Raw genomic sequence first — 14,146 nt, forward strand, 5'->3', positions numbered from 1 at the left:
GTCGGAGCTGTACTCGTTCCGCTCGCTCACCGCGCACCTCCGGCTGTCGTCCCGGCCAGCACATGGTCGTTCACCCAGCGGGTGAAGGCATCCCGGTCCCTGCCGATGGCGTCCCAGTCCTGGTAGTAACCGTTGTCCCGCTCGTAGTAGCCCTGGGCGTACGACGGATACGCGCCGCGCGGCACCTCGGCGACGCAGGTCAGCGCCCAGCCGGGAAGCACCATCCCACCCGGGACCGGTGTGAGGTCGTCAACGATCTCCTCGACGGTGATCAGGCTGCGCCGCGCGGCGAGCACGGCCTCCTTCTGCACCCCGGTCAGCCCCCACAGCTGCACGTTTCCGTCCCGGTCCGCGCGCTGCGCATGGATGATCGAGACGTCGGGATTGAGCGCGGGCACGGCGGCCAGGCGTTCTCCGGTGAACGGACAGGTGATCTGCTTGATCGTCGCCGTCTGCGCGGGCAGATCGGTGCCCGAGTAGCCGCGCAGCACCGCGAACGGGAGCCCCGACGCGCCCGCGACGTAGCGGTTGGCCATTCCCGCGTGGCTGTGCTCCTCGATCTCCAGTGGCGCCGGCCAAGCGTGCTGCACCGCGTCCCGGAAGCGGTGCAGCGACCCCACGCCAGGGTTGCCGCCCCAGGAGAACACCAGCTTGCGCGCACACCCCGCGCCGATGAGCTGGTCGTAGACGATGTCCGGCGTCATCCGCACCAGGGTCAGCTCCCGGCGCCCCTGGCGGATGATCTCGTGGCCCGCGGCCACCGGGATCAGATGGGTGAAGCCCTCCAGCGCCACGGTGTCTCCGTCACGCACCAGCCGCGCCACACCTTCGGCCAGCGAGACGAGCTCTGCCATCCGCACACCTCGTTCAGCTCAAATGTTCGTATCACGCACACAAGTTCTATATAAGAACTTATCTCGCTCACCTCCCGCCGTCAACGACGACCAATCGGCGCGGACGCAATTAGGGTGGCCCCGACGGCACACTGGCGAAGGAGCGCGGATGACTCATGCCCCACCCCGGATCGTCGTGACCCGGCAGATCGCCGAGCCGGCACTGGCGCTGCTGCGCGAGGCCGGGGACGTGGATCTACCCCAACCGGATCGCGGGCTGACCGAGGCCGAGCTGCACCGGGCGGTGGCAGGCGCGGACGCCCTCGTGAGCACGCTGCAGGACCGGATCGACGCCAGCGTGATCGCAGCCGCGGGACCGCGGCTGCGCGTGGTCGCCACGGTTGCGGTCGGTTACGACAACATCGACGTCGACGCGGTCACCGAAAGGGGCGTGCTCGTCACCAACACCCCCGGCGTGCTCACCGAAGCCACCGCGGACCTCACGTTCGGACTCCTACTGGCGGTCACCCGGCGCATCGGCGAGGGCGAGCGACTGGTGCGCGAGCAACGGCCGTGGGAGTTCCGCCTCGACTTCATGCTCGGCGCGGGCCTGCAGGGCCGCACGCTCGGCATCGTGGGGCTGGGCCAGATCGGCAGGGCCGTGGCCCGGCGGGCGAAGGCGTTCGGCATGGAGATCGCCTACACGGGACGCCGGAGGGTCCCCGAGGAGGTCGAAGCCGAGCTCAGCGCGCGCTTCCTCCCGCAGGCGGAGCTGCTCGCCAGCGCCGACGTGGTGTCCCTGCACTGCCCACTGACACCACAGACCCGGCACCTGATCGACGCGTCCGCGCTCGCCGCGATGAAGCCGGGTGCTTTCCTGCTGAACACCACCAGGGGTCCGGTCGTCGACGAGGACGCACTGGCCCGCGCGCTGGCCGACGGTGTCATCGCCGGGGCCGGACTGGACGTCTTCGAGGAGGAGCCCCACGTGCACCCCGGCCTGCTGGAGCTGGACAACGTCGTGCTCACGCCACATCTCGGTTCGGCCACCGTGGAAACCAGGACCGAGATGGCCCTGCTCGCCGCGCGCAACGTGGCCGCGGTGCTCAGCGACGAGCCCGCGCTCACCCCGGTGCGGTCGAAGGTGGCCTCGTGACGACGTCGATGCGGGTCGTGGTCGCGCCGGACAAGTTCAAGGGCAGTCTGACCGCGGTCGAGGCCGCGCGGGCGATCGGCGAGGGGGTGCGCGACGTCGTGGCCGACGCCGAGGTGCGGGAGTGCCCGGTGGCCGACGGCGGCGAGGGCACCCTCGACGTCCTGCTCGCCGCGGGCGGCACCAGGGTCGCCGCACGGGTGCGCGGCCCACTCGACGCCTCGATCGACGCCTGGTACGTGCTGCTCGACGGAACGGCCTATGTGGAGTCCGCGAGGGCGTGCGGGATCGAACATGTCGAGCCAGCACCCGACGTGGCGCTGGCCGCCCACACATACGGCGTCGGTGAACTCGTCGCCCACGCGCTCGACAACGGCGCCAGCCGGATCGTGCTCACCGTCGGCGGCACGGCCAGCACCGACGGCGGCGCCGGAATGCTGCTGGCGCTCGGCGCGGTCCTGCTGGACGACGACGGCAACCAGGTCGGGCTCGGCGGCGGTGCGCTGGGCGCCGTGCGCACCGTGGATCTCGCACCGGTGCGGCAAAAACTTGACGCGGCGGAGGTCAGGGTCGCCACCGACGTGACGAACCCACTGCTCGGGCCCGAAGGCGCGGCCCCCGTGTTCGGACCGCAGAAGGGCGCGGGGCCGGACGACGTCGAGGCGCTCGGACGATCGCTCACCGCCTGGTCCGATGCGCTCGTGCGGTCCGGCTGCGCGCCGTTCGCGGACATTCCGGGTGGCGGCGCGGGCGGCGGGGTCGCGGCAGGAGCTCTCGCGGGTCTCGGTGCCCGCATCGAGTCCGGCTTCGACCTGGTGGTCGACCTGACCGGCGTACTGGCCGCGATGAACGGCGCCGACCTGGTGATCACCGGGGAAGGGTCGCTGGACCGGCAGAGTCTGGCCGGCAAGGCACCAGCCGGCATCGCGGCGCGCGCCGGTGCGCTGGGCATCCCGGTGCTGGCCGTCGCAGGCCGGGTGCAGCTGGAGCCCAGCGATCTCGCTGCCGCGGGTATCGCAGGCAGCAGGGCCCTGATCGATCACGCTCCTTCACTGGAGTATGCGACCAGGAATGCCTACCCGCTGCTACGGGAGCAGACGGCCGAGCTGGTGCGGTGCTGGCTCAGCCACTGAGCCAGAGCCGCAGCGGCGCGGACCGCCGGTCGGCGACCGGCGGTCCGCCCCTGGTCACTGCGGGGTCGGCTCCCCTTCGCCCTGCTGCATCACGGCGAAGTTGAGCTGGCCCTCGTCGTCCTGCTGAACGTCGAGCACCTTGTCGTCGAGGAAATCGGCGGCCTGTGGCTCGAGAAAGACCTTGGCCCCGTTCTCGGTACCGAGAACCTGGTCACCCTCCTCGGGAGCCGGGGCGACGGACAGCGCCAGCTGGGCTCCCGCCTCCTGTTCGGCCTGGACCGCGAAACGCAGTCCGGCGCTCTCCTGCTGCGCCGTCAATGCGCTGATCGCCTCGGCGGCGGCGTCGGTCATGGCAAGCATGTTCGACCTTCCCTTCGGTCGCGGTCGTTGCGCTCTGCCACCCCCACGGTAGGGGTGATCGGGGTTGCCCGCGCGAAGCGGGCTGATCAACTCGGCTTCATCGCAGGTCAGGCGAGACCGTCAAGGTTCGTCCGGTGGAACCGTGCGTCAACTGGTCGATCCACAGCAGGCCGTGCACCACCGCATTCGACTTCGCGACGGGATCGCGGTCGCCGACCACGAGGTCCACCTGATCCACGACGTCGGCGGGGGCTCCGTTGAGTGCCGCGAGCACGGCCCGCAGCATGGCCCGCAGCGCGGGGTCCACCTCGTCGACCTCCACGCCCGCACCCTGGTCGTCGGACAGGTCGGCCACGAACACCTCTCGCGGATGCGTCCCGCGCTGCGCCGGAATCGCCTCCACCGTGTGCCCGACCAGCTCGAGCAGCAGTGGCCGGAGCAAGTGCCGCTGCGGCGCGTACTTGCCCACCAGCCTGCCGATCAACACGGCCAGCGTGCTCAGATCCTTGGCCCTGGCCAGGGTCAGCATCCGCTCGGCCAGTTCACGGACCTCCCGGACCTCGTACGGAGTTGTGGTCATCGAAAGCTCCCATGCCGGTGGCGCCCTCACGTCGCTATGCTGCCTGCCGATCGGCGACGGGCAACCGTCCGGGTTCCCGCACATGGAGGCGCGAAACCCGATTGGCCGCTCACGGTGGGAACCGAGAGGCGACAGATGACCGTGACGAGTAATCCGCGGGCGAACCAGACGGCTACCCGTCGAGCCCTGGGACCCGAACTGCTGATGACCTTGCTGGACTACGTCCGCTCGGAGGTCGAGGGCTGCGTGGGAGCAGGCCTGCACACCTCCTCCGGCGGAGGCGGCACCCTCGCCGTCAGCGGCCTCGCCGAAGCGATCGACGCCCTGCAGTGGGAACTCGACGAGGGGCCGGTGCCCAGGGCCGCCACGGAACAGCGTTCGGCCACTTCGCCGAATCTCCAGACGGACGAGCGCTGGCCTTCGCTCGCGACGAAGATCACCACGCTGGACTCGGTGCCCGGTCAGCTCGCCGCGGTCGCTGTCGCGGGCAGCTGGGACGACGAGGGCCCCGTCGTGCTCAGCATCTACCTCGACCACGAAGCGACCCCTGGCGACCTGCGCGTGATCGAGCGCATCGAGCCCATGATGGCGATGTCCGCCGCACTCGTGGAGTTCGCCGCGGACGAGACGGTCCGCGGCGAGCAGCTGGTGGCCATGGTCGAGCATCGGCGGGTCATCGAGCAGGCCAAGGGCATGATCATGGCGGTGCGGCGGTGTGACGCCGAGAACGCGTTCGGCTCGCTGGTCGTCTCGAGCCAGCACTTCAACGTGAAGTTGCGCGATCTGGCGGTCGCGTTGGTCGAGCTGGTCGGCCAAGCGCCGGCAGAACAGACCTCGATGGAGGCACTGGGCAGGGAGACCGGCCTCGCCAGCCCCGGCGAGGCCGCCCGGCGCGCCGCCCAGTTGACCTGGGCGGCACTGGACGCCGACGCGCCCGGCGACAACGCTTGACCACACTTTCCCGGAAAAGTGCGGCTGAGGAGCGACTCCGGGGCAGATCACGGACTCTGCCCGACGCACTTTCCCGGGAAAGTGCGGTACCTGCACGCGCTTGGTATGTCACTTTCGCGGAAAAGTGCGGTCCTGGTTCATGACCGCGCGGTGATGAACCCGCGCCAGCACTCACTCTGGTTCGGGTGGGGTGCGGATGGCTTTTGCCACCGAGCCGCCCGCCTCGTCGGCAGCCCTGCCCTCCGCCACAGCGTAGGAGGTCAGCCCGTCGGTGGCGTCGGGAGGGACGACGCGGTCAGCGTCGTCCGCGGCGCGGGCCGGATCGTCCACGGACTCGTCAAGCTGGTCGGCAGGGGTCGCGGCCACCGGCCGCTCCGGCACCTCGGGCGGCTGCACGTCCGGCTGCTCCTCCTGGACCCGTTCCTCGAGGCTTTCCCGCTGCTGCTGCTCGAAATGCGTCATGCCGAAGCGGTTGACGGCGGTCCAGTGCTCGGGTGGTTCGATGCCCTCCTCGAGCGGATCCATCTGCAACCGGTCCTCGTCCAGGCCCTCGCTGCTGCTCAGCGCGTTCGGATCGGTCTCAACCGCATCCGGGTTGTGTGCATCGTCGCGGTCGCCCACTGTTGCTCCCGGCTGTCGTGGTTCGGCTCTTCTCTGCTCGTTCGTTGCAGTTACCCCACCCGCCCGCCCGACAAACGGGCGGTTTCCCTCACATGGGCGAGCACCTTGCTCCTCACCCAGCTCATGGCTACGGTGGGAAACGAGGTTGAGCAACCAGCCGGCGGAGCGGGAACATCTCGTGTCCAGCAGGCGGCTCCCCGGACATCGCGAAGCCCTCGGACATTTCCCGCTCCGGTACATCATTCGCAGATTCGCGAAGCCGGAGGAGCACAGCTCGTGCAAACCATCGAACAGACCGACCACCACAACACCGTCGTTCACGCACACGACCTGACTGTTGCGCTCGAGAACGTGGAGCCGGGGGTGGTCGTCGTCCATGCCTCGGGCGAACTCGATATCCGCTCCGCCGACGCGCTACGCCAGTGCCTGGACACGGCAGTGCGGAACGCCACCTGTCTCGTCGTCGACCTCACCGAGGTCACGTTCCTGGCCACCGCGGGCCTCACCTGCCTCATCGAACTCTCCGAGGCGGCCGCACGAGCGAAACTCCCGTGGGCCCTGGCCACCGACGTACGGCCGGTGCTGCGCGCGCTCGAAGTGACCGGGTGCCTGGACAGGATGACGGTGCGCCCCACGCGGGACGCGGCCACCAAGGCGGTACTCCCGGCGTGAGTAGCGAACACCACAACGGTCGCCGACATCACACGACCGGGTAAGTTCTCTGGCTTCAAAACTTTGTGAAAGATATGTAGGTTACCGGTCATGCCCACCGCGATACCGGTAACCGGCGACGACCCGCCCGGTGCCACGCGGTCGAGGCACCGCGAATTCGGCAGACACGCCGCGTGGTACCTGGCAGCGGGAGGAGTTACGACCGCGCTTCAGGCCGGACTCTTCCTCGCCCTGCGCACACCGTTCGGCTCCTACTCGGCCAATCTGCTGGCCATCGCGGCGACAACGCTGGTCAACACGGAGTTCCACCGGAGGGTGACCTTCGCGGGTACCGCCGCCCCAGCCGGGCGGCGGTACCTGCAGGCCGCTCTCACCTTCGTGTTCTACGCGGGCTACGGCTCGCTGGTACTGCTCGTCCTGCGCTCCGTGGTCGCCGAGCCCACCGGCACGCTGGAGACCTTGGTCCTCGTCGCCACCAGCATGCTCGGCGGGGCCTGCCGCTTCTTCCTGTTGCGGCTGTGGGTGTTCGCCCGCCACTGACGACAGTCACCGAAACACCAACCGCTGCTTCGCCACGGCGGCCGTTACACTCGCCGCATCAGGAGGTGTTGTGGCCGAGCACGAGGAGACCGAACCGGACTACCGGTTCACGCTCGCCAACGAGCGCACCTTCCTCGCCTGGATCCGCACCTCCCTCGGACTGGTGGCAGGCGGGGTCGCCGTCCACCAACTGGTGCCAGGGCTTTCGGTGCCGGGGGCGCGCACCGCTCTCGCCGCGATGTGCCTCGCGCTCGCGGCCGCACTGGCCATCTCCAGCTATCCCCGCTGGCACAGGGCGCAACAGGCCATGCGGCGAGGCGAGCCGCTCCCCCGAAGCCGGATGCTGCTGGTCGTCACCATCGGCGTGCTGTTGATCACCGCGTTCGCCGCGGCACTGGTGGTCATCGGATGACGTTTGGCACCCAGGTCTCGCCCGACGGTCTGCAGCCCGCTCGGACAAGGCTCGCCTGGCAACGCACGGCACTCGCGGCCGCAGCCTGCTCCCTGTTGCTGTTCCACGGCGCCGCCCACCGGGACTGGGACAGCACGACCGTGCCCGCCGTGCTCGCGGCGATCACCGCGGCCGTGCTCGCCGTCACAGGTCGCTATCGGGACCGGCAGCTGCGCACCGCGCCGCGGCCCGCCCCCGCCGGCGGACCGATGATCGCCGGAGTCGCGGTACTCGTCACCCTGACCTCCACCATCACGTTGGTCTCGTTGCTGTAGCCCAACCGCACGTACAGGTGAGACCAAGCGCTAGGCCATGTCGCTGTGCCGCTCTCGTACGGAGTTCGCTATCTTTAGGCAAGATCTAAGCGGTTGAGCAACCAGCCGCAGCGCGCCAGGCACACCGGCACCGCCGAAGGAGCCTGGCGTTCGCGCGAAGCGAGAGGCTGCGTACTGGTCCGGCCGCCGGTTCCCGCGGTGGCTGCTGCCGCCGGGCTGCCTCTCGTTCGCGCGCTTTCGCGCCTGCCGACCGAGGGGAGTCCCCATGCCCGACCACCTGCCGTACCCGTTTGCCGTACCCGGTCAGCCCGGCTGAGCCCGGCGGTACGACACGTGGGCAACACCACGACCGGTGACCAACACGGTCCCGTCGCCGAAGAACCGAGCGTGCGCGTCTCGGAGCTGCAGCAGGAACTCAGCGGCCTCAGACGGGCGCTACGCACCCGTGCCACGATCGAGCAGGCCATGGGCGTCCTGATCGTGGCGCACCGCTGCTCGCCGCAGCAGGCCTTCCGCATCCTCGTCCGGCTGTCCCAACAGCACAACGTCAAGTTGTACAAGGTCGCGCAGATCCTGGTCCGTCTCGCGGCGCGGGTGGAACTCGAGCACCTGGAGCCCTTGCTGCGCCGCGCGGCGCAGAACAACGGGGCCGTTGGGCCTGCCGATGACGTTCCGCCTGAGCCGGACTCCGAACTCATCGAGTCCGCACGGAAACTCGTGGTGGCCGCGGAGGAGAACGGGGCGGCCAGGCGTGCGCTCGTCGCGCTCTATCAGGACCTGGTAGAGCGTGGCTGGGTGCCGCCGTACGAGGTACTCAGCCGACTACCCGGCCGTTCGGAGTAGTCGGGCAAGCTCGTCCAGGAGCGGCGGGACGTGGTCCACAGCTCAGGCCGCGGGTAGCTGCCGCCGCCTGCGGATCGCGTCCCGTCGCTCCTGCTCGTCCAGTCCGCCCCAGACCCCGAACGGTTCCTGCGCGGTCAGCGCATGATGGCGGCACTCCACGATCACCCGGCAACTCCGGCACACCTGCTTGGCGCGCGCCACCCGGTCCGAGCGCGCGAAACCGCGCTCCCCGTCGGGATGAAAGAACACCGAGCTGTCGAGATTGCGGCAGTTGCCGAGACGTTGCCATTCCCACGTTTCCGCCACGGGAACCGGCAGTCTGGACGTTTCGGTCATCCTGGTCACCTCCGCAACTCTGGGCTCGTTCGCGGTAGGTACCCCGGACCGGTCCGATCCACACCTGCCACCGATAACGGTTCGGCGGCCAAGGCGGCGGTGAACAACCGGACTCATGAATAAGACAGGTCACCGACGCTTGCCGGCTCGCGCGAACTGCTTGTGTGGTTCGTGCAGTTCCCCTGTGGCGACGATCTGCCTGCCGAACGGCAGGGACAGCAGCCAGTCGGCGGCAATCCGCGCCTTGCGATGTGCGGTCGGCATCGTGGCGAGATGGTAGAGGCGGTGCAGCGCCCAGGCTGGGGCACCGCGCAACTTGACGCCGTAGATCTCGGCCACTCCCCGGTACAACCCGAGACTGGCGACGGAACCCGCGTAGCTGTGGCGGTAGTTCCCCTGGTCCCCGCCGCGCAGTTCGGCGAGGATGTTCTTGACCAGCTGTTTGGCCTGTCGCGTCGCGTGCTGTGCCGAGGGTGCGCAGACTGCGTCCGGCGACTCGCTGGTCAGATCGGGCACGGCCGCACAGTCGCCCGCCGCGAACACCCCCGGGACGCCTTCGACGCGCAACGCCGCGGTGCATCGCACCCTGCCTCGCTCGTCCAGTGGCAGGTCTGTGTCGGCGAGCATCGGATTGGGTTTCACCCCGGCCGTCCACACGATCGTGCCCGCGTCGAACTCGACCCCGTTACCCAGCACGACGTGTGAGTCCTCACAGGACTTCAGCGTGGTGCCGAGGTAGTTCTCGAAGCCGCGCTCGGCCAGCCGGTCGAGTGTGTAGTGCGCCAGCGGCAGGCTGACCTCGGGCATGATCCGGTCCGCCGCCTCCACCAACACCCAGCGCATGTCGTCGGGGCTCACGCCGACGTAGTTCCGAGCCGCCTGGCGGGCGAGGTCCTCCAGCTCGGCCATGGCCTCCACCCCGGCGTACCCGCCGCCGACGAACACGAACGTCAGCAGGGTCCGCCGCAGATCGGGGTCCAGCGTGCTGGCCGCGGCATCGAGCCGGGACAGCACATGATTGCGCAGGTAGATGGCTTCCTCGAGGGTCTTGAAGCCCACCGCGTGCTCGGTGAGACCCGGAATCGGCAGCGTCTTCGACACCGATCCCGGAGCGACCACGAGGATGTCGTAGCTCAACTGCTCGATGTGCCCGTCGGCGACGCGCAGGGTGACCGCGCGGCGCGCGCTCTCGACGCCCGTCACCTCACCGGACATCACCTGACACCCGTTCAGCACTTCGCGCAGTGGGACGACGACGTGCCGCGGTTCGACGGAACCGGCCGCTGCCTCCGCGAGGAATGGCTGATAGGTCATGTAGGACCGCGGGTCGATGACGATGAGCTTGGCCTCGTCAGGGCTCAGTGCGGCACGCAGCCTGCGAGCCGCTGTCATGCCCACGTATCCCCCGCCGATCACGACGATGCGGGTCGGTTCCGCCGTGTTCGGTGCGTTGGTGGCCTGCGCCTGGCTTGAAGTCACCGCCGGTCACTCCTCCCGGTACTCGTCCTCGTCGTGCACAACCGCGGGCACCTGCTCGGCGACATCGCCCGGGTCAGCCTCCAAGGGCACCTCGGCACCGGGGTGGCCGTCCTCGTCGTCGACCACCGGATGGCGCTGCTCCTGGACGTCCAACTCTGGATGAAGGTCGTGTACGGGATCCATGCCTGAGTTGTACCCACCAGTCCCGGCACTCAATCCCGCTGCCGCGCCAGCCAGCCGAGAACCTCCGTGGACACGCGCTCCGGCGCCTCCAGCGGGGTGAGGTGCCCGGCCCCACCCACCATCGCGAACTCGGCCGAGGGCATCGACTCCGCCAACGCCCGCGCGGCCTCGGGCGGGGTGAGGGTGTCCTGCTCCCCCACGATGATCAGCGTGGGCACGTCGGTACCGCGCAGCAGTTCGGTGGAGTCCGGGCGTGCGGCCATCGCGCGCTGGGCCCAGGCGATCCCCTCCGGCCGCTGCGACTCCACCAGGTCCCGGACCGTCTCCACCACGTCGGGGCGTCCCTCGCGGGTCTGCTCGCCGAGCAGTTTCGGCATCATCGACTCGGCGAGCCAGCCCGTGCTCGCCTCCGCTTCAGCTCGCTGCGCCACGGTGAGCCGGGTGTTCCGGGCGTCCTCGGTGTCGGCGGTGGCCTTCGTGTCGATGAGGACCAGTCCCCCAACGCGTTCGGGCGCCGCGCGGAGCACGGCCATGGTCACGTAGCCGCCCATGGAGCAGCCCCCCAGCACCACGCGGTCGAGTTCGAGCCGGTCCAGCATGGCCAGCACGTCCCTGGCCGCGACGTCCAGACTCGGTTCGTGCTCGGACTCCGGCAGCGGAGTGCGCCCGAGGCCACGCTGATCGGGAGTGATCAACCGGCGGCGGGCGGCAAGCGGCTCACGGACCGGATTCCACATCCGGGCGTCGACGGGGAACGCGTGCAGGAGTACCAGTGGGAGCTCAGCCATGTCCCGCATTCTGTCGGACGAGGGCGCTAGTTTCAGAGAATGCCTCCAGACCTGCGGCGGGAGATCCGCACCGAGCGGTTGCTCCTGCGTCCGATGACCGAGGCTGACACACTCGCGCTCGTCCGCATCCATGCCGACCCGGAGACGAACCGGCACAACCCGCGCGCGCCGAGTGAGGAGCGCTCCCGTGAGCTGGTCGCCGACTTTCTCCGGCACTGGGAGATCCACGGTTTCGGATACTGGACAGTGGCGGAAGCGGCGACCGGCACCGTGATCGGCGCGGGTGGTGTGCAGACCAACGACCACGAAGGGGAGGCGGTGCTGAACCTGTACTACCGGTTCGCGCCGCGGTACTGGGGACAGGGATTCGCACCCGAGATGGCCGCCGCCGCCGTTGGCTGGGCGGAACGGGAGGTTCCGGACCGACCCGTGGTGGTCGTGACGAACGTGGACAACGCGCAGGCTCGGCGGGTGGCGGAGAAACTCGGCTTCCTCGAGCGCAAGCGAGGTCCTTACGAAGGCGCCGACGCGGTGTACTACCGCCGCCGGTGATTGGTGGGGCCGCGTCGGTCCCGTGCCTGCCAGCATCCCCGGTGCCAGTGCCTGCGGTCCGAGACCGAACCGGTCTCGTCGGCGGGCCAGACCACCACATGCGGAGTGCCGGGCCGGATCTCGTGATCGCAGCCGGGGCAGCGGTAGAACTTGGTCGCCTGCGCGCCGGGAACGCTGCGGACCAGCCAGTCTCCGTCCGGGCCAGCCTCCGACCGCGCCCAGCCCGTGGCAGCGCCCACGGGTGGTGGGGCGGCGGGCCTGCCGCGGTGCGGATGGTTACGTCGGGGCACACGACCACGGTAGAAGAGCGTCGGCCGCCCTCGGTACACCGGCCCGCGGATGTCCCCAATGCCACATTGGGGAACTCCAGCGGGCCGGGCGCTCGGCGCCGGTCATACCCGCCAGCCGGTACGGCGCGCCCAGGCCTCGGCCCGCTGGGTGATCTCGGCGATGAGCGGTCCTTTGGCGGACGCGTAGGCGTTCATGTCGGTCCAGTCCCTGCGCGCGAGCTCCCACTTGAGTCGCTCGTACTCGGTCCGGTCGTGCTCGTCCCGGCGCAGCCAGTCCCGGAACAGCAGATGTCTGCGCTCCCAGTCGCTGCCGGACGAGCAGACATGTACGTGCACGTCTCGTTCCGGAGTGCGGACCAGTCGGTGGCCGGGCTCACGGACGCGAAGGCGGTACCCGGCTGCGATGAGCGGACTGAGGTAGGCCGCCTCGTCACGCACGTCGGGCACGCTGACGTCGATGTCGATGATCGGTTTGGCGGCGAGCCCCGGCACGGAGGTCGATCCGACATGATCGACCCGTGACGCCAGCTCGCCGAGAGCCGCCACGATCCGCCGCCGTTCCAACTCGAACCGCTCCGGCCAGCTCGGGTCGTGCTCCACGATGCGGATCTCGCGCTTCTCCAACCCACCGATCAGTTCGATGTCATCCACCACGACGCCAAGTGTCCCGGCATCGCTTCCCCGGTCACGGTGGAGCTCAGCCGAGCGCCAGTGCCAGTGGGACCAGCTGTTCCGCACTGGTGAGCGAGCCGTGCTGTCCGATCAGTGAGGACTCCACCGGCTCCTCGGCACCGCGCAGCACGCCGGAGCGTCCACGGGCGGCTGCCACGACGTCGCCGATCCGTGCCCGCACGTGGTCTGCCACCACCGGCCCGAACCAGCCGGCCTCGATCGCCTGCTCGCGGCTCGCCACCCAGGCCCGGCCGCCCAGCACGGCGCGCCACGCCTCGAGGACGTCGGGTTCCGCACCGGTCTCCGCGTAGACGTGCCGCGCCCTGACCTCGCCGCCGAGCGCTCGCACCCCCGCCAACAATTCAGGAGTGTCGTCCACGTCCACCGTGGTGTCGTCGAGCGCGACCATGCCGTGGTCGGCCACCACGGCGAGCAGCGCGCCAGGAGGAAGGTTGTCCACAAGGGACTCCACCAGCCGGTCCACCTGTCGCAGCTGCATCCGCCATGCCTGCGACCCGGGCCCGTGCAGGTGGCCGAGCATGTCCAGTTCACTGTGATACGCGTAGCAGAAGCCGTTCGGCGACCCGAGCGACGCGAGCGCCCCTGCCGCCAGGTCCCCGAGGGCGTGCACGCCGTGGTAGCGCCCGCCGCGGAACACCGCCTTCGTCAGCGGCGTCCCGGCGAACCGCGCCGCTGACACCACCCGCACGTCGAGCCCGGCCGCGGCCGCCCTGGCGAAGGTCGTAGCGACCGGCTGGACCTCCTCCGGCGGGGCAGCACCCCGCAGATCCTCCCCTCCGGGATGTGCGCACCAACTCAGTGCGTTGAGCACGCCCGCGCCGGGCACCTCGAAGGAATACCCGACCATCCCGTGCTCCCCGGATGGCAGACCCGTGCCGATCGCGGCTAGGCCCGCTGCCGTGGTCGCCGGATAGCCCACCCGCAACGGCCGTGCTCGCAGGCTGGTCAGCACGGGTGCGTCGGCCGCGTGTTCGTCCAGCAACTCCCACCCGAGGCCGTCGATCAGCAGCACACAGGCGCTGCCTGCTTCCGGCAGGTCGAGCGTGCCGGCGAACCCCTCGACGCCGAGCATCGCGAGCAGGGATGGCACCAGCTGGGCCAGGTGCGGTGTGCTGTCGTCCGGTGTCGGCAGGTCGTCCACGCCGAACAGCTTTCCACCACGGGCAGTACCAGTGATAATCGGTCTCATGCCCACCTACGCATACCGCTGCCGCGAGTGCACCGGCACCTTCGAGCTGAACCGGCCGATGAGCGAGTCCAGTGCCCCCGCCAGTTGCCCAGACGGGCACGTGGACACGGTGAAACTGCTGACCACCGTCGCACTGACGGGAGCGGCCAGCGGCAGCACGGCGCCGGCACCCGCTGCGGGCGGCGGCTGCTGCGGGGGCGGCTGCTGCGGCTGACCCGTCCGCT

21 protein-coding genes are annotated in these 14,146 nt (G+C 69.8%); 10 read left to right on the plus strand and 11 right to left on the minus strand.

The annotated features are described in order from the left end of the window. Nucleotides 1-26: 26 nt before the first annotated feature. Nucleotides 27-854: a CoA transferase subunit A gene (locus BM199_RS04805; protein ID WP_091670157.1), complete on the minus strand. Its 828-nt coding sequence runs from the start codon at nt 852-854 to the stop codon at nt 27-29. Nucleotides 855-1,002: 148 nt separating this feature from the next. Here BM199_RS04805 and BM199_RS04810 point away from each other — a divergent pair, with 148 nt between their 5' ends. Continuing rightward, entirely contained in the window at nt 1,003-1,989 is a 987-nt protein-coding gene (locus BM199_RS04810; RefSeq protein WP_091670159.1) for a 2-hydroxyacid dehydrogenase, read from the plus strand. Nucleotides 1,990-1,997: 8 nt separating this feature from the next. Beyond that, complete coding sequence (locus BM199_RS04815) at nt 1,998-3,119, plus strand: glycerate kinase (protein WP_091670866.1); 1,122 nt, start codon at nt 1,998-2,000, stop codon at nt 3,117-3,119. A gap of 54 nt (nt 3,120-3,173) precedes the next feature. Here the strand turns inward: BM199_RS04815 and BM199_RS04820 are convergent, their stop codons facing one another. Together BM199_RS04820 and BM199_RS33725 are read right to left on the minus strand one after the other, a co-directional pair. Continuing rightward, nucleotides 3,174-3,479 (minus strand): HesB/IscA family protein, encoded by a 306-nt coding sequence (locus tag BM199_RS04820; RefSeq protein ID WP_091670162.1) that lies wholly within the window; start codon nt 3,477-3,479, stop codon nt 3,174-3,176. A 97-nt stretch (nt 3,480-3,576) separates the two neighbouring features. Further along, on the minus strand, nt 3,577-4,059 hold the full coding sequence (locus tag BM199_RS33725) for a hypothetical protein (protein WP_177242472.1): 483 nt from the start codon (nt 4,057-4,059) through the stop codon (nt 3,577-3,579). Nucleotides 4,060-4,194: 135 nt separating this feature from the next. Between BM199_RS33725 and BM199_RS34430 the strand changes: the two genes are divergently transcribed. After that, nucleotides 4,195-5,010 carry an ANTAR domain-containing protein gene (locus tag BM199_RS34430; protein WP_177242473.1) on the plus strand — a complete coding sequence of 272 codons (816 nt, stop codon included), beginning with the start codon at nt 4,195-4,197 and terminating at the stop codon, nt 5,008-5,010. Between the two features lie 171 nt (nt 5,011-5,181). On the opposite strand, the gene BM199_RS04835 is transcribed toward BM199_RS34430, so the two are convergent. Beyond that, on the minus strand, nt 5,182-5,631 hold the full coding sequence (locus tag BM199_RS04835) for a hypothetical protein (RefSeq protein WP_091670170.1): 450 nt from the start codon (nt 5,629-5,631) through the stop codon (nt 5,182-5,184). A 276-nt stretch (nt 5,632-5,907) separates the two neighbouring features. Between BM199_RS04835 and BM199_RS04840 the strand changes: the two genes are divergently transcribed. The 5 genes from BM199_RS04840 to BM199_RS04860 all read left to right on the plus strand — a co-directional run bounded on the left by BM199_RS04840 (nt 5,908) and on the right by BM199_RS04860 (nt 8,412). Then, the gene (locus BM199_RS04840) at nt 5,908-6,303 is read left to right on the plus strand and encodes an STAS domain-containing protein (protein WP_245788164.1); all 396 of its coding nucleotides are present in this window, start codon (nt 5,908-5,910) and stop codon (nt 6,301-6,303) included. 90 nt (nt 6,304-6,393) lie between these two features. After that, a complete protein-coding gene (locus BM199_RS04845; protein WP_091670175.1) occupies nt 6,394-6,843 on the plus strand; it encodes a GtrA family protein in 450 nt (149 codons plus the stop codon). 70 nt (nt 6,844-6,913) lie between these two features. Continuing rightward, on the plus strand, nt 6,914-7,255 hold the full coding sequence (locus BM199_RS04850) for a YidH family protein (protein WP_091670178.1): 342 nt from the start codon (nt 6,914-6,916) through the stop codon (nt 7,253-7,255). Then, nucleotides 7,252-7,569: a DUF202 domain-containing protein gene (locus BM199_RS04855; RefSeq protein WP_091670180.1), complete on the plus strand. Its 318-nt coding sequence runs from the start codon at nt 7,252-7,254 to the stop codon at nt 7,567-7,569. Before BM199_RS04850 ends, BM199_RS04855 begins: the two co-directional genes overlap by 4 nt. Nucleotides 7,570-7,902: 333 nt before the next feature. After that, nucleotides 7,903-8,412, plus strand: coding sequence for an ANTAR domain-containing protein (locus tag BM199_RS04860; RefSeq protein ID WP_091670183.1), 510 nt, complete (start codon nt 7,903-7,905; stop codon nt 8,410-8,412). 42 nt (nt 8,413-8,454) lie between these two features. Here the strand turns inward: BM199_RS04860 and BM199_RS04865 are convergent, their stop codons facing one another. The 4 genes from BM199_RS04865 to BM199_RS04875 form a co-directional block, all read right to left on the minus strand. Beyond that, nucleotides 8,455-8,748, minus strand: coding sequence for a WhiB family transcriptional regulator (locus tag BM199_RS04865; RefSeq protein ID WP_091670186.1), 294 nt, complete (start codon nt 8,746-8,748; stop codon nt 8,455-8,457). A 129-nt stretch (nt 8,749-8,877) separates the two neighbouring features. Further along, complete coding sequence (locus BM199_RS04870; RefSeq protein ID WP_091670868.1) at nt 8,878-10,140, minus strand: NAD(P)/FAD-dependent oxidoreductase; 1,263 nt, start codon at nt 10,138-10,140, stop codon at nt 8,878-8,880. A gap of 93 nt (nt 10,141-10,233) precedes the next feature. Then, complete coding sequence (locus tag BM199_RS33730; protein ID WP_177242474.1) at nt 10,234-10,410, minus strand: hypothetical protein; 177 nt, start codon at nt 10,408-10,410, stop codon at nt 10,234-10,236. 29 nt (nt 10,411-10,439) lie between these two features. Continuing rightward, nucleotides 10,440-11,198 (minus strand): alpha/beta fold hydrolase, encoded by a 759-nt coding sequence (locus BM199_RS04875; protein ID WP_091670870.1) that lies wholly within the window; start codon nt 11,196-11,198, stop codon nt 10,440-10,442. Nucleotides 11,199-11,237: 39 nt separating this feature from the next. Between BM199_RS04875 and BM199_RS04880 the strand changes: the two genes are divergently transcribed. Next, nucleotides 11,238-11,750, plus strand: coding sequence for a GNAT family N-acetyltransferase (locus BM199_RS04880; protein ID WP_091670188.1), 513 nt, complete (start codon nt 11,238-11,240; stop codon nt 11,748-11,750). On the opposite strand, the gene BM199_RS04885 is transcribed toward BM199_RS04880, so the two are convergent. The 3 genes from BM199_RS04885 to BM199_RS04895 all read right to left on the minus strand — a co-directional run bounded on the left by BM199_RS04885 (nt 11,735) and on the right by BM199_RS04895 (nt 13,922). Next, a complete protein-coding gene (locus BM199_RS04885; RefSeq protein ID WP_091670873.1) occupies nt 11,735-12,040 on the minus strand; it encodes a hypothetical protein in 306 nt (101 codons plus the stop codon). The two genes, BM199_RS04880 and BM199_RS04885, sit on opposite strands and share 16 nt — an antisense overlap. 102 nt (nt 12,041-12,142) lie before the next feature. Next, complete coding sequence (locus BM199_RS04890; protein ID WP_218160289.1) at nt 12,143-12,694, minus strand: GrpB family protein; 552 nt, start codon at nt 12,692-12,694, stop codon at nt 12,143-12,145. 43 nt (nt 12,695-12,737) lie between these two features. After that, a complete protein-coding gene (locus BM199_RS04895; RefSeq protein ID WP_091670879.1) occupies nt 12,738-13,922 on the minus strand; it encodes an alkaline phosphatase family protein in 1,185 nt (394 codons plus the stop codon). Here BM199_RS04895 and BM199_RS04900 point away from each other — a divergent pair. Beyond that, entirely contained in the window at nt 13,921-14,136 is a 216-nt protein-coding gene (locus tag BM199_RS04900; protein ID WP_091670191.1) for an FmdB family zinc ribbon protein, read from the plus strand. The two genes, BM199_RS04895 and BM199_RS04900, sit on opposite strands and share 2 nt — an antisense overlap. Nucleotides 14,137-14,146: the final 10 nt, after the last annotated feature.

This window comes from Amycolatopsis marina, from assembly GCF_900111885.1.
GTDB lineage: Bacteria > Actinomycetota > Actinomycetes > Mycobacteriales > Pseudonocardiaceae > Amycolatopsis > Amycolatopsis marina.

What these genes read in the sequence shown, in the direction of transcription:
- BM199_RS04805 (WP_091670157.1), bottom strand. Translation starts at nt 854, where the DNA reads ATGGCAGAGCTCGTCTCGCTGGCCGAAGGTGTGGCGCGGCTGGTGCGT.
- BM199_RS04810 (WP_091670159.1), top strand. Translation starts at nt 1,003, where the DNA reads ATGACTCATGCCCCACCCCGGATCGTCGTGACCCGGCAGATCGCCGAG.
- BM199_RS04815 (WP_091670866.1), top strand. Translation starts at nt 1,998, where the DNA reads ATGCGGGTCGTGGTCGCGCCGGACAAGTTCAAGGGCAGTCTGACCGCG.
- BM199_RS04820 (WP_091670162.1), bottom strand. Translation starts at nt 3,479, where the DNA reads ATGCTTGCCATGACCGACGCCGCCGCCGAGGCGATCAGCGCATTGACG.
- BM199_RS33725 (WP_177242472.1), bottom strand. Translation starts at nt 4,059, where the DNA reads ATGACCACAACTCCGTACGAGGTCCGGGAGGTCCGTGAACTGGCCGAG.
- BM199_RS34430 (WP_177242473.1), top strand. Translation starts at nt 4,195, where the DNA reads ATGACCGTGACGAGTAATCCGCGGGCGAACCAGACGGCTACCCGTCGA.
- BM199_RS04845 (WP_091670175.1), top strand. Translation starts at nt 6,394, where the DNA reads ATGCCCACCGCGATACCGGTAACCGGCGACGACCCGCCCGGTGCCACG.
- BM199_RS04855 (WP_091670180.1), top strand. Translation starts at nt 7,252, where the DNA reads ATGACGTTTGGCACCCAGGTCTCGCCCGACGGTCTGCAGCCCGCTCGG.
- BM199_RS04865 (WP_091670186.1), bottom strand. Translation starts at nt 8,748, where the DNA reads ATGACCGAAACGTCCAGACTGCCGGTTCCCGTGGCGGAAACGTGGGAA.
- BM199_RS04870 (WP_091670868.1), bottom strand. Translation starts at nt 10,140, where the DNA reads ATGACAGCGGCTCGCAGGCTGCGTGCCGCACTGAGCCCTGACGAGGCC.
- BM199_RS33730 (WP_177242474.1), bottom strand. Translation starts at nt 10,410, where the DNA reads ATGGATCCCGTACACGACCTTCATCCAGAGTTGGACGTCCAGGAGCAG.
- BM199_RS04875 (WP_091670870.1), bottom strand. Translation starts at nt 11,198, where the DNA reads ATGGCTGAGCTCCCACTGGTACTCCTGCACGCGTTCCCCGTCGACGCC.
- BM199_RS04880 (WP_091670188.1), top strand. Translation starts at nt 11,238, where the DNA reads ATGCCTCCAGACCTGCGGCGGGAGATCCGCACCGAGCGGTTGCTCCTG.
- BM199_RS04900 (WP_091670191.1), top strand. Translation starts at nt 13,921, where the DNA reads ATGCCCACCTACGCATACCGCTGCCGCGAGTGCACCGGCACCTTCGAG.
- BM199_RS04895 (WP_091670879.1), bottom strand. Translation starts at nt 13,922, where the DNA reads ATGAGACCGATTATCACTGGTACTGCCCGTGGTGGAAAGCTGTTCGGC.